The organism is Frondihabitans sp. Leaf304, assembly GCF_001423105.1.
Classification (GTDB): Bacteria; Actinomycetota; Actinomycetes; order Actinomycetales; family Microbacteriaceae; genus Frondihabitans.
This window is the reverse complement of record NZ_LMNV01000002.1, coordinates 379,649-404,361: the sequence shown is the minus strand read 5'-3', so window position 1 is coordinate 404,361 and position 24,713 is coordinate 379,649. Positions and strand designations below refer to the sequence as shown.

The 24,713-nt window shown below is 67.7% G+C and carries 19 protein-coding genes and 4 tRNA genes; 10 read left to right on the top strand and 13 right to left on the bottom strand.

Going from position 1 to position 24,713, the window contains the following annotated elements; translation table 11 throughout:
* Positions 1-129: 129 nt before the first annotated feature.
* The 4 genes from ASF54_RS01825 (at position 130) to dxs (ending at position 6,595) form a co-directional block, all read left to right on the top strand.
* Positions 130-735, top strand: coding sequence for a DUF3710 domain-containing protein (locus ASF54_RS01825; RefSeq protein WP_055961857.1), 606 nt, complete (start codon positions 130-132; stop codon positions 733-735).
* A gap of 4 nt (positions 736-739) precedes the next feature.
* The gene (locus tag ASF54_RS01820; RefSeq protein ID WP_123943966.1) at positions 740-1,513 is read left to right on the top strand and encodes a DUF3159 domain-containing protein; all 774 of its coding nucleotides are present in this window, start codon (positions 740-742) and stop codon (positions 1,511-1,513) included.
* Between the two features lie 160 nt (positions 1,514-1,673).
* Positions 1,674-4,496: an aconitate hydratase AcnA gene (acnA, locus tag ASF54_RS01815; protein WP_055958097.1), complete on the top strand. Its 2,823-nt coding sequence runs from the start codon at positions 1,674-1,676 to the stop codon at positions 4,494-4,496.
* 128 nt (positions 4,497-4,624) lie between these two features.
* The gene (gene dxs / locus ASF54_RS01810; protein ID WP_055958094.1) at positions 4,625-6,595 is read left to right on the top strand and encodes a 1-deoxy-D-xylulose-5-phosphate synthase; all 1,971 of its coding nucleotides are present in this window, start codon (positions 4,625-4,627) and stop codon (positions 6,593-6,595) included.
* An 83-nt stretch (positions 6,596-6,678) separates the two neighbouring features.
* On the opposite strand, the gene ASF54_RS01805 is transcribed toward dxs, so the two are convergent.
* The 7 genes from ASF54_RS01805 to ASF54_RS01775 all read right to left on the bottom strand — a co-directional run bounded on the left by ASF54_RS01805 (position 6,679) and on the right by ASF54_RS01775 (position 14,255).
* Positions 6,679-8,820 carry a 3-hydroxyacyl-CoA dehydrogenase NAD-binding domain-containing protein gene (locus ASF54_RS01805; protein WP_055958090.1) on the bottom strand — a complete coding sequence of 714 codons (2,142 nt, stop codon included), beginning with the start codon at positions 8,818-8,820 and terminating at the stop codon, positions 6,679-6,681.
* Positions 8,817-10,022: a thiolase family protein gene (locus ASF54_RS01800; protein WP_055958087.1), complete on the bottom strand. Its 1,206-nt coding sequence runs from the start codon at positions 10,020-10,022 to the stop codon at positions 8,817-8,819. The genes ASF54_RS01805 and ASF54_RS01800 overlap by 4 nt, the downstream gene beginning before the upstream one ends.
* A 90-nt stretch (positions 10,023-10,112) precedes the next feature.
* Positions 10,113-11,294 (bottom strand): HRDC domain-containing protein, encoded by a 1,182-nt coding sequence (locus ASF54_RS01795; RefSeq protein ID WP_055961852.1) that lies wholly within the window; start codon positions 11,292-11,294, stop codon positions 10,113-10,115.
* An 82-nt stretch (positions 11,295-11,376) separates the two neighbouring features.
* Positions 11,377-11,955 carry a DUF3000 domain-containing protein gene (locus ASF54_RS01790; RefSeq protein WP_233573132.1) on the bottom strand — a complete coding sequence of 193 codons (579 nt, stop codon included), beginning with the start codon at positions 11,953-11,955 and terminating at the stop codon, positions 11,377-11,379.
* A gap of 169 nt (positions 11,956-12,124) precedes the next feature.
* Entirely contained in the window at positions 12,125-12,871 is a 747-nt protein-coding gene (locus tag ASF54_RS01785; RefSeq protein WP_055958081.1) for a dihydrofolate reductase family protein, read from the bottom strand.
* Positions 12,868-13,335 (bottom strand): SufE family protein, encoded by a 468-nt coding sequence (locus ASF54_RS01780; protein ID WP_055958077.1) that lies wholly within the window; start codon positions 13,333-13,335, stop codon positions 12,868-12,870. Before ASF54_RS01780 ends, ASF54_RS01785 begins: the two co-directional genes overlap by 4 nt.
* Positions 13,332-14,255, bottom strand: a complete 924-nt coding sequence (locus tag ASF54_RS01775; RefSeq protein ID WP_055958074.1) for a sulfurtransferase — start codon at positions 14,253-14,255, stop codon at positions 13,332-13,334. The genes ASF54_RS01780 and ASF54_RS01775 overlap by 4 nt, the downstream gene beginning before the upstream one ends.
* Positions 14,256-14,447: 192 nt before the next feature.
* Here ASF54_RS01775 and zapE point away from each other — a divergent pair, with 192 nt between their 5' ends.
* From zapE to ASF54_RS01760, 3 genes are all read left to right on the top strand, one after another.
* On the top strand, positions 14,448-15,503 hold the full coding sequence (gene zapE / locus ASF54_RS01770; protein WP_055958071.1) for a cell division protein ZapE: 1,056 nt from the start codon (positions 14,448-14,450) through the stop codon (positions 15,501-15,503).
* Between the two features lie 251 nt (positions 15,504-15,754).
* A complete protein-coding gene (locus tag ASF54_RS01765) occupies positions 15,755-17,029 on the top strand; it encodes an ammonium transporter (RefSeq protein WP_055958068.1) in 1,275 nt (424 codons plus the stop codon).
* Between the two features lie 164 nt (positions 17,030-17,193).
* A complete protein-coding gene (locus tag ASF54_RS01760) occupies positions 17,194-18,189 on the top strand; it encodes an NADP-dependent oxidoreductase (protein WP_055961849.1) in 996 nt (331 codons plus the stop codon).
* Positions 18,190-18,295: 106 nt separating this feature from the next.
* On the opposite strand, the gene ASF54_RS01755 is transcribed toward ASF54_RS01760, so the two are convergent.
* From ASF54_RS01755 to ASF54_RS01735, 5 genes are all read right to left on the bottom strand, one after another.
* On the bottom strand, positions 18,296-19,720 hold the full coding sequence (locus tag ASF54_RS01755; protein ID WP_055958065.1) for an LLM class flavin-dependent oxidoreductase: 1,425 nt from the start codon (positions 19,718-19,720) through the stop codon (positions 18,296-18,298).
* Positions 19,721-19,790: 70 nt separating this feature from the next.
* The gene (locus ASF54_RS01750; protein ID WP_055958062.1) at positions 19,791-20,708 is read right to left on the bottom strand and encodes a MetQ/NlpA family ABC transporter substrate-binding protein; all 918 of its coding nucleotides are present in this window, start codon (positions 20,706-20,708) and stop codon (positions 19,791-19,793) included.
* A 43-nt stretch (positions 20,709-20,751) separates the two neighbouring features.
* Positions 20,752-21,489 carry a methionine ABC transporter permease gene (locus tag ASF54_RS01745; protein WP_055958059.1) on the bottom strand — a complete coding sequence of 246 codons (738 nt, stop codon included), beginning with the start codon at positions 21,487-21,489 and terminating at the stop codon, positions 20,752-20,754.
* Complete coding sequence (locus tag ASF54_RS01740) at positions 21,486-22,562, bottom strand: methionine ABC transporter ATP-binding protein (protein ID WP_055961845.1); 1,077 nt, start codon at positions 22,560-22,562, stop codon at positions 21,486-21,488. The genes ASF54_RS01745 and ASF54_RS01740 overlap by 4 nt, the downstream gene beginning before the upstream one ends.
* 294 nt (positions 22,563-22,856) lie before the next feature.
* Positions 22,857-22,929 (bottom strand) — tRNA-Val (locus ASF54_RS01735).
* Positions 22,930-23,108: 179 nt separating this feature from the next.
* Between ASF54_RS01735 and ASF54_RS01730 the strand changes: the two genes are divergently transcribed.
* The 3 genes from ASF54_RS01730 to ASF54_RS01720 all read left to right on the top strand — a co-directional run bounded on the left by ASF54_RS01730 (position 23,109) and on the right by ASF54_RS01720 (position 23,406).
* Positions 23,109-23,180 (top strand) — tRNA-Gly (locus ASF54_RS01730).
* 24 nt (positions 23,181-23,204) lie between these two features.
* Positions 23,205-23,278: transfer RNA gene (locus ASF54_RS01725), tRNA-Cys, on the top strand.
* A gap of 53 nt (positions 23,279-23,331) precedes the next feature.
* Positions 23,332-23,406 (top strand) — tRNA-Val (locus ASF54_RS01720).
* Positions 23,407-23,595: 189 nt separating this feature from the next.
* Here ASF54_RS01720 and ASF54_RS01715 read toward each other — a convergent pair.
* Complete coding sequence (locus ASF54_RS01715) at positions 23,596-24,708, bottom strand: glycosyltransferase family 4 protein (protein WP_157509979.1); 1,113 nt, start codon at positions 24,706-24,708, stop codon at positions 23,596-23,598.
* Between the last annotated feature and the right edge of the window lie 5 nt (positions 24,709-24,713).

Sequence of the window (24,713 nt, the reverse complement as noted above, 5' to 3'; positions counted from 1 at the left end):
AGCCGCCGCGAGGCAGCAGCACTCGGAGAGACGGCGTCGGTCGACGCCGTCGAGCTCGAGACGACCGAGGTCACGGAGGGTGACGAGGTAGTCGACCTCGTCGAAGCTGAAGAAGCCGAGACCGACCTCATCCTCGAAGACAAGTCCGCCCCCGACGACCGCGCCGAGGAGGGACCGCTCGACGAGAGCGAAGCCAACCCGGTGCGCCCGTACGTCGACCTGGGCGGCGTCAAGATCGTTCCCCGCGAGGGGCTCCACCTCCGACTCGAGGTCGAGGAGGGTTCCAAGCGCGTTGTGGCCGTAGGCCTCGACTTCGCCAAGTCGACCCTGCAGGTCCAGCCGTTCGCGGCCCCGCGGTCGACGGGCCTCTGGCACGAGATCCGCGAGCAGATCGCCGACCAGATCCGCAAGCAGGGTGGCACGACGGCCGAGGTCGACGGCCCCTTCGGGCCGGAGATCCGCGCCGAGATCCCGATCGCGGCGGGCTCCGAAGGCGCCGTCCCCGGGCAGACCACCCGACTCGCACGCTTCGTCGGCGTCGACGGCCCCCGCTGGTTCCTCCGCGGCGTGATCGCCGGAGACGCGACCGTCGACCCGGAGGCCGCCGAGAAGATCGAAGAGCTCTTCCGCAGCGTCGTCGTCGTCCGTGGCACCGAGCCGATGCCGCCCCGCGACCTCATCCCGTTGCACATGCCGAAGTCGACCCCGGGCGACCCCGGCACGACGACGGTCTGATCCGGTGACGAGCGACTCGCACGGCGTGCAGCCGGAGGCGAACGGCACGGGTGCCGACGAGGCTCCTGCGGCGACGCTGAGCGGGCAGCTCCGTGCCGCAGCCCAGCGGGCGGGCATCGGCAAGGTCGCGCCGGGCGAGGTGCCGACCGGCCATGCTCTGCTGACGGCGATCGGGGGAGTCCGCGGCCTCATCGAGTCGATTCTCCCCGGCCTTGGCTTCCTGGTCATCTACACGATCACGCACGAGCTCCTGCCTTCGGTGCTGGCGCCCGTCGCCCTCGGCGTCGTGTTCGTCGTGGTCAGGGCCGTGCAGCGAGGCCCGGTGCCTCAGGCAATCGCGGGGCTCCTCGGGATCCTGCTCTCCGCCCTCCTCGCCCTGATCTCGGGGCGCACGATCGACAACTTCATTCCCGGCATCGTCATCAACTCAGTGTCGGCGCTGGTGCTGCTGGTCTCGCTCGCCGCCCGCTGGCCGCTGATCGGAATCGTCGTCGGGCTCCTCACGAACGAGGGCTCGGCCTGGCGCGCCGACCGGGCGAAGCGCCGCGTGCTGACGCTGACGACGTGGCTGTGGGTACTCCTGTTCGGCATCCGCCTCGCCGTCGAGGTGCCGCTCTTCCTCGCCGGCGACGTCGCGCTGCTCGGTGCCCTCAAACTCCTGCTCGGCGTGCCATTCTACGCCGCGATGCTCTGGGTGACGTGGTTGCTGGTGCGGACGGTGTATTCGGCCCGGTCGGCCTCTGACGTGGCTGCCGACGGCGCTGCGCCCGGATCCTGATTCGAGTGCTAGATTTGTCTTGACATCAAGATAGATCGTTGGGTTCGAATTTGAGCCTCCGGCCGGTCCGCCCCACACGCACGGACTTAGGCTGGCCTTGCTGGTGGAGCTCCTCGCTCCACGGCGAAGATGGGGCGAGTCAGCGCAAGGGAGACGGCACGTGTCAGACGTAAACAGTTTCGGCTCGAAGAGCACCCTCACCGTCGGTGAGAAGACGTACGAGGTCTACCGCATCGACGCGGTACCCGGCTTCGACAAGTTGCCCTTCAGCCTCAAGGTCCTGCTCGAGAATCTCCTTCGCACTGAAGACGGTGCGAACGTGACCGAGTCGCAGATCAAGGCCCTCGGGTCGTGGGTGCCGTCGGCCGACCCCGACACCGAGATCCAGTTCACACCGGCCCGAGTCGTGATGCAGGACTTCACGGGCGTGCCCTGCATCGTCGACCTCGCCACGATGCGCGAGGCGATGGCGGATCTCGGCGGCGACCCCACCAAGATCAACCCTCTGTCGCCGGCCGAGCTGGTCATCGACCACTCCGTCATCGCCGACCTGTTCGGCAGCGAGAACGCCCTCGAGCGCAATGTCGAGCTCGAGTACGAGCGCAACGGAGAGCGCTACCAGTTCTTGCGCTGGGGCCAGACCGCGTTCGAAGACTTCAAGGTCGTTCCCCCGGGAACGGGTATCGTGCACCAGGTCAACATCGAGTACCTGGCGCAGGTGACGTTCACCCGCACCGTCGACGGCGTGCTTCGCGCGTACCCCGACACGCTCGTCGGCACCGACTCGCACACCACGATGGTCAACGGCCTCGGTGTGCTCGGCTGGGGCGTCGGCGGCATCGAAGCCGAGGCCGCGATGCTCGGCCAGCCCGTGTCGATGCTGATCCCCAAGGTGGTCGGCTTCAAGCTGTCGGGCGCGATCCCGACCGGCGTCACGGCGACCGACGTGGTGCTCACCATCACGCAGATGCTCCGCAAGCACGGCGTCGTCGGCAAGTTCGTCGAGTTCTACGGCGAGGGCGTCGGAGCAGTGCCCCTCGCGAACCGCGCCACGATCGGCAACATGAGCCCCGAGTTCGGCTCGACCGCCGCGATGTTCCCCATTGACGACGTCACCCTCGACTACCTGCGCCTCACCGGGCGCAGTGACGAGCAGGTCGCTCTCGTCGAGGCCTACGCCAAGGAGCAGACCCTCTGGCACGACCCCTCGGTCGAGCCCAGCTACTCCGAGTACCTCGAGCTCGACCTCGCGACCGTCGTGCCGTCGATCGCCGGCCCGAAGCGCCCCCAAGACCGAATCGAGCTGTCCGTCGCCAAGAGCCAGTTCGAGATCGACCTCGGCAACTATGCCGACGCCGAAGCGCACTCGGGCGTCGACGAGGCCGTCGAGGCGACGTTCCCGGCGTCCGACCCCGTCGGGCTCACGCCCCAGGACGAAGACACCGCGCACGAACACAGCCACACGCACGCCTCGTCCGCCACGCCGTCGCACGCCTCGAAGCCCTCGCCGGTCACCCTGGCCGACGGATCCGAGTTCACGCTCGACCACGGCGCCGTGGCCATCGCGGCCATCACGAGCTGCACCAACACCTCGAACCCCTCGGTGATGCTCGCGGCCGGGCTGCTCGCTCGCAACGCCAGCAAGAAGGGCCTCAAGGCCAAGCCGTGGGTGAAGACCACCCTGGCTCCTGGCTCCAAGGTCGTCACCGACTACTACGAGAAGGCCGGTCTGACCAGCTACCTCGAAGACCTCGGCTTCTACACGGTCGGCTACGGCTGCACCACCTGCATCGGCAACTCAGGGCCGCTCCTTGACGAGATCTCCACCGCGGTGCAAGACAACGACCTCGCCGTCACGGCGGTGCTCTCGGGCAACCGCAACTTCGAAGGACGCATCAACCCCGACGTCAAGATGAACTACCTGGCGTCGCCGCCCCTCGTCATCGCCTACGCTCTCGCCGGCTCGATGAACTTCGACTTCGAGAACGACGCGCTCGGCACGGGATCCGACGGTACCGAGGTCTTCCTCAAAGACATCTGGCCCGAGGCAGCCGAGGTGCAGAAGACGATCGACGAGTCGATCGACACCGACATGTTCACCCGCGAGTACGGCGCCGTCTTCGACGGTGACGACCGCTGGCGCTCGCTCCCGACGCCCGAGGGCGCGACCTTCGAATGGGACAGCGAGTCGACCTACGTTCGCAAGCCCCCGTATTTCGATGGCCTCACGATCGAGACGACCCCCGTCGTCGACATCACCGATGCCCGCGTGCTGGCGAAGCTCGGCGATTCGGTGACGACCGACCACATCAGCCCCGCGTCGACCATCAAGGTCGACAGCCCGGCCGGCCGGTACCTCGCCGACCACGGCGTCGAGCGCAAAGACTTCAACAGCTACGGTTCGCGCCGCGGCAACCACGAGGTCATGATCCGCGGCACGTTCGCGAACATCCGTCTCCGCAACCAGCTCCTCGACGGCGTCGAGGGCGGTTACACGCGTGACTTCACGAAGCCCGACGCCCCGCAGTCGTTCATCTACGACGCCAGCGAGAACTACCGCGCCGAGGGCACCCCCCTCGTCGTGCTCGCCGGCAAAGAGTACGGCTCCGGCTCGTCGCGCGACTGGGCCGCCAAGGGCACATCGCTCCTCGGCGTCAAGGCCGTCATCACCGAGAGCTTCGAGCGCATCCACCGCTCGAACCTCATCGGAATGGGCGTCGTGCCGCTGCAGTTCCCGGCGGGCGAGACGTGGGAGTCTCTCGGGCTCGACGGCAGCGAGTCGATCAGCATCTCCGGCCTCACCGCCCTCAACGAGGGCACGACCCCGAAGACGGTGCACGTGGTCGCGAAGCCGACGGCGCATTCCGCCGAGGGCAAGGCCGTGGTCGAGTTCGACGCAGTCGTTCGCATCGACACCCCGGGCGAGGCCGACTACTACCGCAACGGTGGCATTCTCCAGTACGTGCTCCGCTCGCTGGTGTAGGTCAGTAGTCCTCCCGACGGACGCCCCGCCACTCCCCATTCTGGGAGGGTGGGGCGTTCGTCCGTTGCCAGGCGACGAAGCCTAAACTTCAGGTGGGGTTATACCCGTGCCCCCGGAAAGCGAGACACATGAGCCTCCTCGAGACGATCCACGAGCCCCGCGACCTCGATGGGCTGAGTGATGAGCAGATGCTCGTGCTGGCCGCCGAGATCCGCCGGTTCCTGGTGACAGAGGTGTCGAAGACCGGAGGCCACCTCGGCCCGAACCTCGGCGTGGTCGAGCTCACGCTCGCGATGCACCGGGTCTTCGACTCGCCGAAAGACGCCTTCGTCTTCGACACGGGCCACCAGTCGTACGTGCACAAGCTCGTCACGGGGCGTCAAAACTTCTCCGACCTACGCCTCAAGGGCGGCCTGGCCGGCTACCCGCAGCGCAGCGAGTCGGTGCACGACATCGTCGAATCGTCGCACGCCTCGTCGTCGCTGTCCTGGGCCGACGGCATCTCGCGCGCGTTCACCCTGACCGGTCATGGCGACCGCCACGTGGTCGCGGTCGTTGGCGACGGTGCCCTCACCGGGGGCATGACGTGGGAGGCCCTCAACAACATCAGCGACGACAACACGCGCCGCCTGATCATCGTCGTGAACGATAACGGCCGGTCGTACGCACCGACCATCGGTGGCATGGCCAGGTTCTTGAACTCGGTGCGTACCGCTCAGGCCTACCGCGATATGCACGTCTCCTCGAGAGCGGCTTTCGATCATCTAGGATCCCCGGCGCGCGCGTTCTACCGGGGCGTCCGGGGCGGCCTCCACGGCTTCCTCAGCCGCTTCACCAACAACGACGCCCTCTATTCGAACCTCGACATCAAGTACATCGGCCCGATCGACGGTCACGATCAGAAGGCGATGGAGGAGGCCCTGCAGCAGGCGAAGAACTACGGTGCTCCGGCCATCGTGCACGCCATCACGCAGAAGGGCCGGGGGTTCGAGCCCGCGCTCAAAGACGTCGCCGACCAGTTCCACGCCGTCGGCCACATCGACCCCGAAACCGGCGAGGCCCTTGAGACGTCGAGCGCTCCGGGCTGGACGAGCATCTTCGCCGACGAAATCGTCTCGATCGCCGACCGCGATCGCACCGTCGTCGGCATCACCGCGGCGATGCTGCGCCCCGTCGGCCTCCATCGCTTCGCGGAGAAGTACCCGAAGCGGGTGCTCGACGTCGGAATCGCCGAGCAGCACGCGGTCGCCTCGGCCGCGGGGCTGGCATTTGGTGGAATGCACCCGGTCGTCGCTCTCTACGCGACCTTCATCAACCGGGCCTTCGACCAGGTGCTCATGGACGTCGGCCTGCACAAGGCCGGAGTCACGTTCGTGCTCGACCGGTCAGGGGTCACCGGCCCCGACGGGCCCAGTCACCACGGCATCTGGGACCTCGCCATCCTGCAGGTCGTCCCCGGCATCCGCATCGCCGCGCCCCGCGACGGCACCCGCCTTCGCGAAGAGCTCCGCGAAGCGGTCGCCGTGACCGACGCTCCCACCGTGATCCGGTTCCCCAAGGGCGAGGCGGGCGACGACATCGACGCCGTCGAACGTCTTGACGACGGCGTCGACGTCCTCGCCCGCGGCGACCGACCCGACGTTCTCATCATGGCTGTCGGCCCGATGGCCCGGCTGGGGCTCGACGTGGCAGCTCGACTCGCCTCGCAGGGCATCGGCGCCACGGTCGTCGACCCCCGCTGGGTGGTTCCCGTGCCCCGCAGCGTCGTCGACCTGGCCGCCCAGCACCGCCTCGTCGTCACCCTCGAAGACGGTGTGCGGGTCGGCGGCATAGGCACGCGCGTGCGTCAAGATCTGCGCGCCGCCGACGTCGACACCGCGGTCACGGAGCTCGGTCTGCCCGACGAGTTCATCGACCACGCCTCGCGCGCCCAGATCTTCGAGGCCGCCGGCCTCACGGCCCAGGCCGTCGCGCGCGACGTGACGGCCATGGTGCTGGGGTCGAAGCTGCCTGTCGCCCGACCCGAGGGGTCGTCGCCGTCGACTGGCTCGTCGGCTTCGATAACGTCGGCCCAGCGCAGTTCGGCCGACGCCGAGTAGCCCGCACACCAAAGTGCCCGAATCGCCGTCCGATCTGATGATCGGCGCCGATTTGGGCACTTTGGTGTGGAGGCTCCAGGTGCCTAGGCCGCACCGACCCCGCGGATGAGCGGGTCGTGGAACGCCCGGCCTCGAACACGCTCGGACGCACCGACTCGGTCAAGGTAGGGAGTCGCGCCGCCCATCTGGAACGGCCAGCCAGCGCCGAGGATCAAGCAGAGGTCGATGTCTTCGGGCGCCGCGACAACACCGCCGTCGAGCATGCGACCGATCTCGTCGGCCAGGCCGTCTTCGATGCGGATGCGGAGCTGCTCTTCGGTCAGCGCTTCGCGCTTCTCGCCCGACCCGGATCCGCCGACCAGCTTGACCGCCTTGGGGTCGAAGCCCTTGCGGTTGCCCTTCGAGTCACGCTCGAAGATGTGACCGAACTCGGCGAGGCGGTGCAGGGCCTCGCTCTCGAAGAAGCGCTCGGGGAAAGCGGCGTGGTGCGTGTCGAGCACGTGCGCGCCCACCGTCAGCCCGACCAGTTCGAGGAGCTCGAACGGCGTCATCGGCAGTCCGAACGGGGCCGTCGCACGATCGACGACTTCGAAGGGTGTGCCGGTCTCGACAGCGTGCATCGCCTCGCCGAGCAGCTTTGCGAGCACGCGGTTGACGACGAACCCCGGTGCGTCGGCCGTGATGACGGCGTTCTTGCCCAGCGTCTTCGCCACGGCCATCGCGGTCGCGAGCGTCTCGTCGTCGGTCGAGGGGGTGTTCACGACCTCGACCAGCGGCATCACGGCCACCGGGTTGAAGAAGTGGAAACCCACCAGACGTGCCGGTTCAGTGAGCACCGATCCGATGGCCGACACCGAGAGCGACGACGTGTTGGTCGCGAGCACGCACGACTCCGACACGACCTTCTCCACGCGCGAGAAGACGTCCTGCTTGACACACAGCTCTTCGAAGACCGCCTCAATCACCCAGTCGCAGTCGGCGAAGTCGGCGATATCGGTTGTTCCCGAGATCAGGGCCTTGAGGCGGTTCGACTCGTCGGGCGAGACGTGGCCCTTCGCCTGCAGTTCGTCGATGGACGATCGGATGCCGTCGACACCTCGCGAGACACGGGCCTCGTCGATGTCGGTGATGACGACGGGAACCTTGAGCTTGCGCACGAAGAGCAGGGCGAACTGCGAGGCCATGAGCCCGGCGCCGACGATGCCGACCTTGGTGATCTTCCGGGCCAGGTCGGGGGAGGGCGCGCCGGCCGGGTGCTTGGCACGCTTCTGCACCAGATCGAAGGCGTAGATCGAGGCACGGAACTGGTCGCCCGAGATGAGATCGGCCAGCGCTTCGTCTTCGGCGGCGAACCCCTCGTCGCGGGTGGCCTTCTTCGCCCCGGCGAGAAGGTCGAGAGCGGCGTACGGAGCCTTCGCGACCGTGCCGATCCTCTTCTGAACCGTCTTACGAGCGATCGCTATAGCCGCGTCCCATTTGACGGCACGCTCGATCTTGCCCGGCACGTGGGGCCTGGCGACTTTGACCGCCCCGCTGATGACGCCGTCTGCCCAGCGGATGCTGTCTTCGAGGAAGGCGGCCGAGCCGAACATCACGTCGGCGATTCCGAGTTCGAGTGCCTGTCCGGGTTTCAGCGTGCGGTTGTTCTTGAGAGGGTTCTCGACGATCACCTTGAGGGCGTTCTCGATGCCGATCAGGTTCGGCAAGAGCCAGGCGCCGCCCCAGCCCGGGATGATGCCGAGGAACACCTCGGGAAATGCGAGGGCCGGTGCTGCCGAGTCGACCGAACGGTAGTCGGCGTTGAGGGCGATCTCGAGACCACCGCCGAGGGCGAGCCCGTTGATGAACACGAACGTGGGCACTCCGGCATCGTGAAGCTTGCCGAGAGCGTCGTGGCCGAGCCGGGCCATCTGCCGGCCCGCCTCGCGCGAGGGGATCTGGCCGACCTTCGACAGGTCGGCGCCGGCGGCGAGAAAGTAGGGCTTGCCGGTGACGGCGATCGCCCGGATCTCTCCGGAAGCCGCACGGGCCCGGAGAGCATCGAGCGTCTCGGAGAACTCGACGAGAGTGACCGGCCCGAGCGTCGACGGGCGCCGGTGGTCGCGATCGTTGTCGAGAGTGACCAAGGCCAGGATGCCGCCAGAGGGCAGAGCCACATCGCGCACGTACGAGTGCGTGACGACCTCGTCGCGCGAGAGTTCGAGAAGGAGCGAGGTGTCGGTCACTTGGTCTTCTTCTTTCCGTCGAAGTGCGGGTTCTCCCAGATGACGCTTCCGCCTTGACCGAGGCCGACGCACATGGCCGTGAGCCCGTAGCGGACCTCGGGGTGCAGCTCGAACTGGCGGGCGAGCTGGATCATCAGGCGGACCCCCGAGGAGGCCAGCGGGTGGCCGACCGCGATGGCGCCGCCCCACGGGTTTACCCGCGGATCGTCGTCGTCGATGCCGAAGTGATCGAGGAGCGACAGCACCTGCACCGCAAACGCCTCGTTGAGTTCGAAAAGGCCGATGTCGTCGATCGTGAGGCCGGCCTTGCGAAGAGCCTTCTCGGTCGAGGGAACGGGACCGATTCCCATGATCTCGGGTTCGACTCCGGCAAAGGCGAAACTCACGAGCCGCATCTTGGACGCCAGACCGGCACGCTTGGCTGCGTCTTCTGACGCGATCAGCGAGACCGTGGCGCCGTCGTTGAGGCCGGAGGAGTTGCCGGCAGTGACGCGTCCGTGCGGACGGAAGGGTGTGCGGAGCGTCGCGAGACCCTCGAGAGTCGTCTCGGGTCGAGGAGCCTCGTCGCGGTCGGCGAGCCCCCATCCGGCTGCGGAGCGGACGGCGACCGAAACGAGGTCGGGTTGGATGTGACCGTCACTGTAGGCCTGAGCGAGCTTCTGCTGAGACCGGTACGCGAAGTGGTCGGAGCGCTCCTTGGTCAGCGACGGGAACCGATCGTGAATGCGCTCGGCGGTGTTGCCCATGTTGAGGGCCTCGCCGCTCACGAGCTTCTCCGCCACGAAGCGGGGGTTCGGGTCAGCATCGAATCCCATCGGGTGGCGGCCCATGTGCTCGACGCCGCCGGCCAGCGCGAAGTCGTAGGCGCCGAAGGCGACGGCACCCGCGACGGAGGTGACGCTCGTCATCGCTCCGGCGCACATGCGGTCGATCGCGAACCCCGGCACGGATCGGGGCAATCCCGCCAGCAGGGCCGTCGTGCGGCCGAGAGTGAGCCCCTGATCGCCCGTCTGCGTCGTCGCGGCTATGGCCACGTCGTCGATGTCGGCCGGGTCGAGACCCGGGTTCCGGTCGAGCAGCCCCCGCATGGCCTTGACGACGAGATCATCGGCCCGGGTCTGCCAGTACATTCCCTTTTCGCCGGCTCGCCCGAACGGGGTGCGAACCCCGTCGACGAAGACGACTTCTGTTCTGATGGCCACATTGCCTCCTGAATCGACTGCGCCTGTTGCAGACGCCAACGGCTCGATCCTAGAAGCGGCACCTGTGGGCCAGTAATCGACTGCGCTTATCTACGAAGCCGATTCCGAGCCCTGCGCGAACGATTGGTGAGCCTCGACAAAGGCCTGCAGGATGGCGGGGGCCGTGGCCGCGATCTGCCACTCGCGCGCACCGGCCTCGCGCAGACCTTCGCCGATGTGGGCCAGGTCGAGAACCTCGGGCGCCTCCCACGCGACTCGTCGCAGGTGGTCGGGAGTGAGGAGGTTCTCGACCGGGATCGACATCGCCTCGGACATGTGCTGAAGGCGCGGACGAGCGGCTTTGTAGCGGGCGTCACCCTCGGGATTACGGTCGGCCCACGAGCGGGGCGGGGGGAGCTGATCGGTCGACGGCCCGCGGAGCGAGGGAAGATCGGTCGAGGCGCGGCCTCGTTCGAGAGCGGCCCACCAGCGGCCCAGCTCGGTGCGGCTCGCTCGACCGACGAACGACTTCAGAGCGCCGAGATCGCGCTTCGTGGCGGGGTTCTCGCGAACGGCCGCGATGATCGACGAGTCGGGAAGGAGACGACCAGCAGCGGTGTCGACTTCTTGGGCGTAGTCGTCTCGCGCCTCCCACAGCTCGCGAACGAGGCCGAGAGCACGCTGCCCACGCAGGGTGGAGAGACCCGTCGTGCGACGCCACGGCTCCTGGCGGGGAGGTTTGGCCTCGCGTCGCAGGGTCGCCTGGAACTCCTCCTCGGCGATCTCGACCTTCTCCTGCTCGACGAGCACGTCGTACATCGCGTCGCGGAGGTCGACGAGCAACTCGACGTCGAGGGCGGCGTAGACGAGCCAGCTCTGGGGGAGCGGCCTCGTCGACCAGTCGGCAGCCGAGTGCTCTTTGGCCAGGTGGATGCCGAGGAGCTCTTCGACGACGGCGCCGAGCCCGACTCGGGGAAGGCCTGCCAGGCGGGCACCCAGCTCGGTGTCGAAGATCCGCACCGGGTCGAGGTCGACCTCGCGGAGGCAGGCGAGGTCTTGCGAGGCGGCGTGGAAGATCCACTCCTCGTCTTTGATGACGTCGTTGAGCTCACGCAAGGATCCGAGAGCCGGCGGGTCGAAGAGGAACACCCCGGCGCCGCGGCGGAAGACCTGGATCAGATACGCGCGCTGCGAGTAGCGGTAGCCGGAGGCGCGCTCGGCATCGACGGAGACAGGGCCGTGACCCGTCGCGATGGCGTCGATGGCGTCGAGGTAGGCCTCGCGGGTCGTGATGACGTCGACGAACGCGTGGTCGTCGTCGGCGGCGGGAACGTGGTCGACGGGAGCCTCCTGAGGCGGGGTTTCTTCTTCGATCCTACTTGTCACGCCCGACCCTTCGAGAGGCCAGAAGCGTGACGCCCTCAGCGGTCGGCGGGAGACCGGCGAGGGTGCAGATGAGCTCGGCCCAGGCCCGCACGTGCGGGGCGAGGTCGGTATCGCTCGGCGACCAGGACGCGCGGAGCTCCAATAGCGCCCCGTCGCTCTGAGACGAGAGCTCGCCGTAGCCGCTCGACAGGATCTTCGTCGCCGTGCCCGAGGCCGACGAATAGGCGGCGCCGTTGGCACCGAGCGACTCGATCAGCCAGCTCCAGGCGACGTCGGCGATGAACGGGTCCAGGCCGATCTCGGTCTCGAGCGGGGCCTGGGCGAAGCTGACTATGCGCCAGGGGCCTCCCCAGGGCTCGGGCTCTTCCGGGTCGTAGAGGACGATGAAACGTCCGGTGCCGAGCTCGGGGTCGGCGTTCTCGCCGACGCCGACGACGTCGGCGGCGAGGGCGAAGGCCGACGGGGCCAGCCCACTCGGGGCAGGGATCTCCGTCACGACGAGGTCGTCTCGCGCGTCGATGGCGCGAATGGCCTCCACGGCCTCGACGAAGGCCCGGGGGCCGGTCACAGCCGGTTCCTGAGGACGTGAGGGAGTATCGGACACGAGATGAAGATTAGGCTCCCGGCAGAACCGTGGCTCAGAGGCACGCCGTAGGTGACCTCGGTCGCTCAGGGCCAGCCGGCGCACGACCGGGCATTCTTGTCGACCCCTGCCGTGTCGGTCGAGTCGCCTGAGCTCAGGAGGCTTGCACCTTCCAGCGAGCGTAGAGCGACGACTGGTCGTCGATGAGCAGCTGATCGAGAGTAAGAGCCGACGCATCGAACCGTTCGGTGCCGAAGACGGGCAGGCCCGAGCCGATGACGATCGGCGAGGTCGAGAGGCACAGCTCGTCGACGAGACGGTCGTGTAAAAACTGCCCGGCGAGCGACGGCCCGCCCTCGCAGACGAGCGAGCGCAGCCCCTCGGCGTGGAGGCGCTCGACGATCGCGGCCGGGGCCAGACGACCCTCGGTGTCGGGGGCGACCAGGATGGTCGCGAGCCCGCAGAGCGAATCGCCAAGCGACTCGGTGACGCGTGCCACGGCCGACGAGGGGCAGATGACGACGACCCGATCGGCGCGCTCCGCGTCGATGCGGTGGCCGCTGAGGTCGCCCGAGCTCGTCACGACGACCAGCTTTGCGGTGGACGGCACCCGATACCCCTCAGCGCGAACACTCTTCGCCCCGACGATGACGGCGTCGGCGACATCGCGGATGGCCCGCAGGATGGCCCGGTCGGCCGGGTTGCTGAGAGTGTCGGAGGTTCCGTCGGTGCCCGCCGCGTCACCCGACACGGCGGCGATCAGGTTGAGCCGGAGCCACGGCGTCGTCGGCGGCGCGTACCAGCCCTTCAGCACCTCGTGCGTGTCGTCGGCGCCGACCTCGAGACGCGTGGCGACATCGGGGCCGGCTTCTCTCGACCGGTGCAGAAGGCGCAGGATCACGCGGCGGTCTTCTCGCGAATCTGCCGCTTGGCCCGCCCGAGCAGCGCAGTCATGCCTCGAATCCGCAACGGGCTCACGGCCTCCACGAGACCGATGGTCTGCGGATAGTCATCGGGCACGCCGAGCGCCTCGTCGACCGTCAGACCCTCGAGGCCCTGCGCGATGATCGACGCGAAGCCACGAGTCGTCGGCGACTCGCGCGGTGCGGTCGCATACAGGTGCACGAGGCCGTCAGTCACCTCGACGAAGATGAACACCGGCGACTGGCACTCCACGACCTGCTCGAGCAGATCGGGATGATCCGCATAGCGTTCCGGTAGCCCCGGCAGCTCGTTCGAGAACTCGAGGAGGAGCTGCAGGCGGTCTTTCACGGAGAGGTCGAGGAAGTCACGTTGGATCTCGGCCAGGGCCTCGGGGAGGGCCGGGCTGGATCCTTCGCCGTTGCTCGTCGGAACCGTGCTCATCGGGTGGTGGCCGCCGGAGCCTCACCGGGCTCGGCACCCGTGACGATCGGCACGCGCACGGCGGAGCCCCATTCCGTCCATGAGCCGTCGTAGTTGCGGACGTTCTCGAAGCCCATCAGGTGGTGCAGCACGAACCAGGTGTGGCTGGAACGCTCGCCGATGCGGCAGTAGGCGACCACCTCGTCGTCGTCTTTCAGCCCGGCGCCGTCACGGTAGATCGCGTCGAGTTCGGCGAGGGGCCTGAAGGTTCCGTCGTCGGCAGCGGCCTTTCCCCACGGCACGTTCTGCGCGCTCGGGATGTGACCGGCGCGCAGGGCGCCCTCCTCGGGGTAGGCGGGCGCGGTCGTGCGCGAGCCGTTGTACTCCTCGGGGGAGCGGACGTCGATCAGCGGGCTGCCGAAGTGGGCGAGCACGTCTTCTTTGTAGGCGCGGATGCCGGTGTCGTCGCGCTCGGGGACGGGGTACTCGACCGGGGTGATCGCGGGCTGGTCGAGGGTGTACTCGCGGCCCTCGGCCTCCCACTTCGCGCGACCGCCGTCGAGCAGGCGCACGTCTTCGTGGCCGAAGAGCGTGAAGACCCAGAGGGCGTAGGCGGCCCACCAGTTGTTCTTGTCGCCGTAGATGACGACGGTCGAGTCGCGCGAGATGCCGCGCTCGCTCATCAGCTCGGCGAACTTCTCACCCGAGATGTAGTCGCGCTGAACGGGGTCGTTGAGATCGGTGTGCCAGTCGACCTTGACCGAGCCGGGAATGTGACCGGTCTCGTAGAGCAGGACGTCTTCGTCGGACTCGACGACGACGAGGCCGGCCCGTGCGGCAGGGTCGCCGGCGAGCTTCTCGGCGAGCCACTCGGTCGAGACGAGGCGCTCGGGGTGGGCGTAGTCGCTGAACTGAGCGGACGGATCGCGATCGACAGGCATGGTTCCTCCAGACGTCGCCCGGAGGCGACACGTACGGTTACGGCGTGCGGCGTAGAGTTTCACTTCGCCGTCTGCGGCGGCAGTGTTTTTTCGCCGTCTCCGTCGACAACGCTAGACGGGCGCCATGTATGCCGCGCGGAGCCCGCGCAAAACTCTGACACAAATCTGACACGGAGAGGACGGCGCCGCCGGATGACCGACGAGAGCAGCCCCACCGCGGGCGAGGCGGACACCAGGATCCGAGACACCGTCTCTCTCACCGACCGCTCTCCCTCCATCACCGCCGCTGAGATCGTCGCCCACCTCGTTCCTCCCCGTCAGTTCGATGGCGCCTCGCTCGACAACTACCGCCCCGACCCCGGCTACCCGTCGCAGGCGGAGGCGGTCGAAGCGGTCCGCACCTTCGGCGACCAGGCCACGCCCGCGCGGGCCGGTTTCTTCCGCCGCAAGGCAACCGTGCCGAAAAAGCTCGGTCTCTACCTCGACGGCGGTTTCGGCGTCGGCAAGACGCACCTGCTGGCGGCGCTCTGGCACCAGACCCCCGGGGCAGCCGGCTCGGGCACGAAGTACTTCGGCACCTTCATCGAATTCACGGCCCTCGTCGGCGCGGTCGGCTACCGGGGAGCGGTAGCGCAACTCGAAGGCGCGACTCTCATCTGCATCGACGAGTTCGAGCTCGACGACCCGGGCGACACGATGATCATGACGAGACTCCTCGGCGAACTCGCCGACCAGGGAGCCCGGATCGCCGCGACGTCGAACACTCCGCCGAACGCGCTGGGGGAGGGCCGCTTCGCCGCAGCCGACTTCCTGCGCGAGATCCAGGCGCTGAGCGATCGCTTTCGCACCCTGCGCATCGACGGCACCGACTATCGACGCCGCGAGATCGAGGCGCACGCGATCGTGACGGGGGAGCTCGACCGTGCGATCGCATCCGCTCGGGGCGTCGTGTCGGTCGACGACTTCCAGGCCGTCGTCGAACACCTGTCGACAGTGCACCCGTCGAAGTACGTGAAGCTGATCGACGGCATTGACACGGTCGCTCTCCGCGACGTCGGCCCCCTCCATGATCAGACGGAGGCGCTCCGCTTCGTCGCGTTCGTCGACCGGTTGTACGACGCCCAGGTGCGCGTCGTCGCCTCGGGGCTCGCGCTCGACGAGGTCTTCGGCGCCGAGATGCTGGCGGGCGGCTACCGCAAGAAGTACCTCCGCGCCATGTCGCGACTGGTCGCGCTCACGCTTCTCTAGGCCCCGGCTCCCGCTTTCCCGGCGCTTCGCGCTCTCACGGCACCTTCGGGCCCAAAGGCCAGATTCGCGAAACGTGTTGTTTACAAACGGGCGAACCGTGTTACATCCGGGAAACATACGTGCGCACGAACCGAAACGTCGGGACGCCAGTATGAGCCGTATCCCGAGTCAGCACCGGTCGTCGCCCCTGCACTTTCCAGCGTCGTTCGGTCCGGGACACCCTGCACTGCACAACTGAGAGGTGACACCAGATGCTCGACCAAGGCAATACCGCCTTCATCCTGATCACGGCCGCCATGGTCCTGCTCATGACCCCCGGCCTCGCCTTCTTCTACGGTGGCCTCGTCAAGGCCAAGAGCGTCATCAGCATGATGATGCTCAGCTTCGGCGCAATCGGCCTCATCGCCGTCCTGTGGGTCTTGTACGGCTACTCCATCGCCTTCTCGAACGGCCCAACCGGCTCCAACGGAACCGACACGTTCATCGGCATCGACGGGTTCCTCGGCTTCGACCCGGCCATGTTCGGCCTCAACTCGCTGATCGGCCAGGAGGCCGCCTTCCCCCAGCTCGCCTTCGCCGCCTTCCAGGCGACGTTCGCCATCATCACTGTCGCCCTCATCTCGGGTGCGATCGCCGACCGCGCGAAGTTCGGCGCCTGGATGGTCTTCGCCGGCGTCTGGGCCACGATCGTCTACTTCCCGGTCGCCTCGTGGGTCTTCAACTTCACCCTCGGCAAAGACGGCTCGGTCGTCGACGGCGGCTGGCTCGCCGGTCTCGGCCTGATCGACTTCGCCGGCGGTACCGCGGTCCACATCAACGCAGGATCCGCCGGTCTGGCTCTCGCACTCGTGCTCGGCCGTCGCGTCGGCTTCGCCAAGGGCGCCTACAAGCCGCACAACCCTCCCTTCGTGATGCTCGGTGCCGGCCTCCTCTGGTTCGGCTGGTTCGGCTTCAACGCCGGCTCGGAGCTCGCTGCCGACGGCGTCGCCGCCCTCGCGTTCGTCAACACCCTCGCCGCTCCCGCCGCCGCAGTGCTCGGCTGGCTCATCGTCGAGAAGGTCAAAGACGGCAAGGCCACTTCCGTGGGTGCCGCATCGGGTGCCGTCGCCGGTCTCGTCGCCATCACCCCGGCGTGCGCCGCCCTCACGCCGTTCTGGGCGATCGTGCTGGGAATCCTCACCGGTGCCATCTGTGCAATCGCGATCGACCTCAAGTTCAAGCTCGGCTTCGATGACTCGCTCGACGTCGTCGGCGTCCACCTCGTCGGCGGTCTCGTCGGAACCCTCTACATCGGCTTCTTCGCGAACGACGTCGGCCTCGCCTTTGGTGGCGGCTTCCACCAGCTCGGCGTCCAGGCTCTCGCGGCCGTCGTGGTCATGGTCTACTCGTTCGTCTTCGCCTTCGTCATCGGCCTCGTGATCGAGAAGACCATGGGCTTCCGCGTCACGAGCGAAGACGAGGTCGCCGGCATCGACACGGCTGTGCACGGCGAGGAGGGCTACGTGCTCCTCGACGAGCGCGCCTAGCGCCTCACTCCCCGCCGGGCCCTCGGCCTACCGAATCGGGCAGATCCGCCGCACTCGCGGCAGATCTGCCCGATTTCGTCGGTTGAGGGCCCGGTGTGCACTCGAAGCCGAAAAGGAGCACGATCGAGCAAAGGCCCGATGAGGGGCCGAAGCAGGAGGTCGTCATGGCTCGCTCAGGTAAAATGATTCAGTTCGATCGCTACGGCGACGTCGATGAGCTCCACTTCGTCGCCCAAGAACTTCCCGTCCCCGACGACGACGAAGTGGTGGTCGAGATCGTCGCCGCAGGCCTCAACCACATCGAGAACTACATCCGGCAGGGCGACTTCCAGAGTCGCTTGCCGCTCGCGTTTCCGGCCAATCAAGGATCCTGCTTCGCCGGAATCGTCAAGAAGCGCGGCAGAGCGGTTCGCGACCTGTCAGTCGGCGCCGAAGTGATCGGCCACGCCGTCGGCGGAGGAGCCCACGCCACCTACATCGCCGTGCCCCGCACCGCCGTGGTGCCGAAGCCCCAGCGTGTCTCGTGGGAGATCGCGGGGGGCCTGTACCTCGCCGGTGCCACCGCCTACGACGTCGTCCGCGGGCTCGCTCTCGGTTCCGACGACGTCCTTGTGGTTACCGCAGCTGCCGGCGGCGTCGGGCACCTCGAGTGCCAGCTCGCTCTGGTCGCCGGGGCCCGCGTGATCGGCACCTGCAGCCCGCGCAACCACGACTACCTCCGCTCGATCGGCGTGATCCCGATCACGTACGGCGACGGCCTCGAAGAGCGCATCCGCGAAGCCGCTAAGGGCCCCGTCACCGCCTTCATCGACAACTTCGGCGGCGACAACCCAGCTCTGGCGAAGTCGCTGAAGGTGATCCCCAGCCGCTTCTCGTCGAGCGAAGACCGCCTCGAGACCGAGATGCGCTTCATCACGGTCGACCGCGACGACACCGAACCGGCCATGATCTTGAGCGAGCTCGCGACGATGATCGAAGAGGGCAGGATCCAACCGCTCATCTCCGGGTTCTACCCCTTCGACTACATCGTGCAGGCGTTCGCCGACCTGGGCGAGAAGCACTCGCGCGGCAAGGTGGTCGTCGGCATGCAACCCGTTGAGAGCGGAGCGCGATCGAGCTGGTACCTGTCGGGCAAGGCGCGCGACGTGCATTCGGCCTGAGGCCGCGGGCGCCGCGAGACGTCGCACGGTCTCGCAGACGCGCCGCGGCACGTCCGTGAGTCTGCATGACGTCTTGCGACAGACGTCAGGCGTCGGGCGTCGGGCGTCAGGCGTCGACAGATGCCTTGTCGGCCACAGAGCCGGTCGACGTCGAACGGGAGCCTCCGAGCCGGAACGACGCGCCGCGGTGCTCCTCGGGCAGCCGGTCGCCGCGCGCGAACAGCTTCTCGCGAAGCGACCCCTCCACGTATTCCGTTGGATAGGCGCCGCGGGCCCGCAGTTCGGGGATCACGTGCTCGATGACGTCCTCCCACGTGCCCGGCGAGACGGCGTACGCGAGGTTGAACCCGTCGACGTCCGTCTCGGCGACGAGCTGTTCGAGATGGTCGGCCACCTCGGATCCTGAGCCGACGAAGATCGGCCCGAGTCCACCGATGGCGCCGAACCGCGCGATGTCGCGCACAGTCCACTCCCGGCCGTCGAGCTTCGCCGACTCCTTGAAGTTCTCGATCACCGACTGGATCGCGTTGCCCTGCACATCGCCGATCGGCTGGTCGAGGTCGTACTCCGAGAGGTCGATGCCGGTCCAGCCGGACATGAAGACGAGAGCCCCCTCCTCGCTGGCGTAGCGGAGGTACTCCTCGTGCTTGGCGACGGCCTTCTCGTGGGTGTCGTCGGTGATGATCGTGAGCAGGGTGTAGATCTTGGCCGAGTAGCGGTCGCGGCCGGCCTTCTCGAGGGCGTCGCGGATCCTCGAGACCGTCGCCTTGAGCACGGCCGCCGTGGGAGCCGACACGAAGATCGCCTCGGCGTTCTCGGCGGCGAAGGCGACGCCGCGGGGTGAAGCACCAGCCTGGTAGATCACGGGGGAGCGCTGAATCGACGGTTCAGAGAGGTGGATGCCGGGCACCGTGTAGTTCTCGCCGCGGTGACCGATCTCGTGGATCTTGGCGGGGTCGGTGAACACGCCGCCCTCGCGGTCTTCGACGACGGCGTCGTCTTCCCATGACCCCTCCCACAGCTTGTACAGCACGTCGAGGTACTCACTGGCGACGTCGTAGCGGGCGTCGTGCTCGAGTTGATCCTCGTGGCCCATGTTGCGCGCCGCGCTCGGCAGGTAGCCGGTGACGACGTTCCAGCCGACCCGCCCCTTTGTGAGGTGATCGAGCGTCGACATGCGCCGGGCGAACGGGTAGGGGTGCTCGTACGCCGTGCCCGCGGTCACGCCGAAACCGAGGTGCTTCGTGACCGCCGCCATGGCCGAGACGAGCAGCACCGGGTCGTTGACCGGAATCTGCGCCCCGTTGCGGATCGCCGCGACGTTGTTGCCGCCGTAGACGTCGTAGGTGCCGAGCACATCGGCGATGAACAGGCCGTCGAACGTGCCCGATTCGAGCAGCTTCGCCAGGTTCGTCCAGTAGTCGATGTCGTTGTAGTGCCGCGAACGGTCGCTCGGGTGGCGCCACAGCCCGGACGACTGGTGGGCGACGCAGTTCATGTCGAAGGCGTTGAAGCGGATCTGTCGGGTCATGGTCTCATCCTCCGTGGGTTGGGGCGGTTTGTCAGGGCGTCCGTAACGCGGTGTCACACGCGCGCAGGCGCTACTTCGAGTCGACCGGCAGCAGGATGTTTTTGACCTTCGAGTCGGTGCTCAGGAACGTCTGGACTCGAGGATCCTTGAACGCCGCGATCAGCTTCTCAACGTTGTCCGATTTCGCGTACTTGGTGCCGACGGTCAGCTGCCCGGCGAACTGGTCGGGGGCGGCGGGGGCGTAGATCTGCTTCGAGACCGGGATGCCCGCGGCGAGGTAGTACTCGGTGTAGCCGACGGCGGCGTCGAGGTCGTCGAGCGAGCGCGACTGGGCGGCGAAGTCGAGCAGCGTGAACTTCAGGTGCTTCGGATTCGAGGCGATGTCGTCCTGGGTCGCGTAGCCCTTGTCGATACCCGGCTTGAGGGTGATCAGACCGGCACGGTCGAGGATCCAGAGCCCCTGCGCCTCGTTCGCGGGGTCGGAGTAGAGCGAGATCGTCGCGCCGTCGGGAATGGCGTCGACCGTCTTCCACTTCGAGCTCCACAGGCCGAATCCCCAGCGGAAGACCGGGGTAGCCGCGGTCTCCTTGAAGTCGGGGTTCGCCTTGAGCACCTGGCTCAGCCAGAGCTTGTGCTGGTAGACCGTGCCTGCGACCTCGCCCTCGCTGACGGCGCGGTTCAAAGTGGTCGAGTCGGAGAGGCCCTTGAAGGCGACCTTGATGCCGTAGTCGGGGGCGACCTCTTTCGCGACGTAGTCGACGAGGGCCTCCTCGGCAGCGTTGCCCTCGGCGGTGGCGACGTAGAGCGTGGCGCCCTTCGTGTCGTTGGCGCTGGCCTCGGGGAGAAGGCGCGGAACGGTCAGGCCCGCTGCCACGGCGACGATGGCCACGGCCGCTCCCGCGACGTAGGGCCAGCGGCGGCGCTTGGTCAGGGTGAAGCCGTGGTCGGGGCCGCCTGACGTGGGGGGAGTGGTGTCGGAGGAAGACATGGCTGTGCTGCTTTCGGGTGAGAGGGGCGTGAATAAGGGAGGGTCAGGCGGCGACGCGGGACCGCCGGGCCGGAGGAACGTCGCGGGAGACCCTGCTGGCGAATCGGAGCCGCGGCGTCAGACGACGGGCGAGCCGATCGCCGGCGAACTGCACCAGGGCGACGAGCACGACGAGGATCACGATGGTCGCGAGCATCACCCGCGTGTCGAAGCGCTGGTAGCCGTAGGTGACGGCGACGTAGCCGATGCCGCCCGCGCCGATCGTGCCGGCGATCGCCGAGTACTCGATCATCGCGATCGTGTTGATCGTCAAGCCGCCGACGATCGAGGGCAGCGCCTCGGCCAGCTGTGCCGTCCGGATCACTTGCAGCCTCGACGCCCCGGCAGCGCGAGCCACCCGCGAGAACTCGGGCGGAACCCCGCGCAGCGCGTTCTCGACGATTCGGCTGAAGAAGGCGATGCCCGCAACCGACATGGGCACGACGGCCGCGGCGATGCCGATGTTCGTGCCCGTGACCAGCCGCGTGAACGGGATGATCGCGGCCATCAGGATGAGGAACGGCAGACTCCGCCCGAGACTCACGATCCAGCCGGTCAGCGTGTGCACGACCGGCTGCTCGAACAGCCCCCCGCGGCCGGTGTTGTGCACCAGCGCGCCGATCGGCACCCCCGCGGCCACAACCACCACCATCGTGATGCCGACCATGATGATCGTGTCGCCAAGGGCAGGCAGCACGAGGCCCGCGATCTGGTCGACGGGAACAAGATTCGAGTTGCTCACGCGACGACCTCCAGGGTCGGGTCGAGGGGCGCCGTGTCGATCAATTCCGAAGCCGAGGATCCGGCGGCACCCCGCTCGGGCTCGGCGCTCGCGGCGCCGACCGGGCCCCGGGGCAGCAGCCCCAGCTCGGCGAGGACGCGTCGGGCCCGCTCGACATCGCCCACCACCCCCACCGTGACCGTTCCGACGGTCACGCCGTCGACGACCTCGACCGCGGCCCCGAGCAGCGCCAGAGGGGCGCTGAGCTCGGCGGACGCGCGCACCAGCCAGTCGGTGGGCACGTCGGCACGCCCGTACGTGACCACGAGATACTCCTGGCCGTCGGCCGCACGGGCCGACGCGCGGTGCGGCTGGAGGTCGACGCCGAGACGGGATGTCGGATCCTGAAGCAGGTCGACGACCCGGCCCGACTCGGTGAACCGGCCGACCTCGAGACGGGCGACGGTATCGGCGATCTCGCGCACGGCGTCCATCTCGTGGGTGATCAGCAGGATCGACAGGTCGAGGTCGTCACGCAACTCACGGAGGAGCCCGAGGATCGAACGGGTCGACTCGGGGTCGAGGCCCGAGGTGGCTTCATCGGAGAGCAGGATCCGGGGGCGAAGCGCCAGAGCGCGCGCCACACCGGCTCGCTGCCTCTGCCCGCCCGAGAGCTGGTGCGGGTAGTGGTCAGCCTTGTCGCTGAGACCGACCCGGTCGAGCAGCTCGGCGACCCGCGCCTTCGACTCCGCCGGGGTGACTCCGAGGTAGTCGAGGGGGAGCGCGACGTTCTGGGCGGCCGTTCGACGAGAGAAGAGGCCGTCAGACTGGAAGATCGTGCCGATCGCCCGGCGGGCGGTGCGGAGGCCCTTCTCCGACGCCGCGGTCAGGTCGACGCCGTCGACGACGACGGAGCCCGAGGTGGGTCGTTCGAGGAGGGTGACGCACTGCGCGAGCGTCGACTTGCCGGCACCGCTTTTGCCGACCACGGCGGCGATCTCGCGCGGGCCGACTTCGAAGTCGAGGCGGTCGAGCACGACGGAGCGGGTGCCACCGTGCTCGTAGACCTTGCTGAGCTGGTCGATTCGGATCATGCGGCGACGGTAGAGCGTCTCGAGGCGCCGCACCGCTGTACGTCGCGGGGTGACGGGGTGTGACGCTCTGTGACGCGACTGCGGGTGTGGTCTGGCGCAGCGCTGTGTTCTTTCGCAACGGTGTGGTGCGAATTTGAGAGTGATCCGCGGCGCCTGCCTCACGATCGCCGCGTGTCAGGCCCCTACGACCCCGGATCGCTCGCAAAATGGCGGCCTCGCCCGGAGAAGTCACGGGCGTGTCGCCCGAAGGGCGAACAGTGGACACCGTGCCTGGAAGGCGAACAGTAAATACAGTGGGCGATACCGGACTCGAACCGATGACCTCTTCCGTGTGAAGGAAGCGCGCTACCAACTGCGCCAATCGCCCGTGGGACTCGTCGATACTACTGGATGAATCGAGTTCGAACCTATTCGTCGGCCCTGCGGGACAGTCGTCGAGACACGAATCAATCTCAGTTTGTACTTCGGGCGAACCATCGGATAGAGTTCCTGAGGTCGCAGAGATGCGGCAGAAACAACAACCAGGTGTCGTACGTCAGACACTTTGCGGATGTGGCGCAGTGGTAGCGCATCACCTTGCCAAGGTGAGGGTCGCGAGTTCGAATCTCGTCATCCGCTCGAGTGAAAGCTCACCCCGATCAGGGTGGGGTGGCCGAGAGGCGAGGCACCGGCCTGCAAAGCCGTTCACGCGGGTTCAAATCCCGTCCCCACCTCCAGATCCACCGGTTTGAGTATCTTCAAAGCCTCAGACGGACAACTGAATACATATGAGCGATTGGCGCAGCGGTAGCGCGCTTCCCTGACACGGAAGAGGTCACTGGTTCGATCCCAGTATCGCTCACCACCACAAACCCCCGATTCGTCGGGGGTTTTTGCTTTTCCCGAGAGGTCGGCCCGAAACGCACCGTATGGCTGCCGAGGCCCCCTCGTCGCCCATCGTGACGGTGGGCGCCGCAACTAGTCGCGTTTCGCAGGTTTAGTCGCGGCATTTCGCGACTAGACGTGCAAAACGCGACTACGAGCGCCGAGCGCCCTAGGCGTTCAGCCAGGCGTCGGCGTCGAGCCGGCCGTCGCGCTCGGGGAGCGACGCCCGGACGAGCTCGCGGTCGAGAGGCGAACGAAGGGCGGCCACGAGACGCTCAGCCAAGGCCTCCACCAGATGCCCGGGCAGCGACGCCCCGGCGTCGACCGGCACGACGCCGTGCCCGTGAGCGCGCAGCCACCCGGCAAGGCCGGTCTGGTCGGTCGTGACGATGGTCAGCCCTGCCGCCAGGCCTTCCTTGATCGGCAGGCCGATCTGCTCTCGCCAGCGGCCTTCGGGCACTGAGGGAGCGACCAGCACAGACGAGCGACCGACGATCTCGGTGGCTTCGTCGCGGGGGACCGAGCCGCGTGCATTCCGAGTCTGCGGAGACGCACGCACCCACGCGTCGACGACGTCACCGAGTGGGCCGCCGCCGATCACGGTGAGTCGCGCTCCGGCAACCCGTGACTCGACGAGCTCCCAGGCCTCGAGCAGCAGCCGGACGCCCTTGCGCTCGTCGAGCACGCCCAGAAACACCGCGCTGAGAGGCGATCCAGGCTGCCCCGGGCCGGCGGAGGGCAGTTCGAGCCCGACCCGACGGGGAATGCCCTCGACGAACGGAAGACGACGGTAGACGTCGGCGGCCGCGTCGCTCGCGAACGCGATCCGGGTCAGCGTCAGGCGAGCCGTGAGGCCGATCAGCAGACCGATACCCGAGACCAGGATCCGCGGCGGCGTCCGATCACCCCCGACGAGCGTCGCGAGCGAGCTGTTCTCCATCGCGTAGGTGCCGATCTCGCGGTGTCGACGTCGGAAGAGCCCCGCGAGCCGAAAGGCAACGACCAGGGCGAAGTGGGTCGGCCAAAGGCGGATCCAGAGCGGCTCGAAGACCTCGAGCCGAGTCGCCGACGTCGTAATCATTTGCCGAAGTGCCTCGAACCGGGTCACCCGGGTGAATCGGCTCCCGTCCACGGCATCTGCGACGGCACCCGGCAGCGAGTCGTCGAGATCGTACTTCGCCCCGAAGTAGAGCACCTCGGCCGGCACCCCGACCCGCTGCCGTTCGAGGTGCACGGCACGGAGCTCCGGCACGACTCTGATCACGCTGGCTCGACTTTGCACACCGG

Excerpts from the sequence above, each read along its gene's own strand:
- dxs (WP_055958094.1), top strand. The coding sequence starts at position 4,625 with ATGAGCCTCCTCGAGACGATCCACGAGCCCCGCGACCTCGATGGGCTG.
- ASF54_RS01780 (WP_055958077.1), bottom strand. The coding sequence starts at position 13,335 with ATGAGCACGGTTCCGACGAGCAACGGCGAAGGATCCAGCCCGGCCCTC.
- ASF54_RS01775 (WP_055958074.1), bottom strand. The coding sequence starts at position 14,255 with ATGCCTGTCGATCGCGATCCGTCCGCTCAGTTCAGCGACTACGCCCAC.
- zapE (WP_055958071.1), top strand. The coding sequence starts at position 14,448 with ATGACCGACGAGAGCAGCCCCACCGCGGGCGAGGCGGACACCAGGATC.
- ASF54_RS01765 (WP_055958068.1), top strand. The coding sequence starts at position 15,755 with ATGCTCGACCAAGGCAATACCGCCTTCATCCTGATCACGGCCGCCATG.
- ASF54_RS01760 (WP_055961849.1), top strand. The coding sequence starts at position 17,194 with ATGGCTCGCTCAGGTAAAATGATTCAGTTCGATCGCTACGGCGACGTC.
- ASF54_RS01755 (WP_055958065.1), bottom strand. The coding sequence starts at position 19,720 with ATGACCCGACAGATCCGCTTCAACGCCTTCGACATGAACTGCGTCGCC.
- ASF54_RS01750 (WP_055958062.1), bottom strand. The coding sequence starts at position 20,708 with ATGTCTTCCTCCGACACCACTCCCCCCACGTCAGGCGGCCCCGACCAC.
- ASF54_RS01740 (WP_055961845.1), bottom strand. The coding sequence starts at position 22,562 with ATGATCCGAATCGACCAGCTCAGCAAGGTCTACGAGCACGGTGGCACC.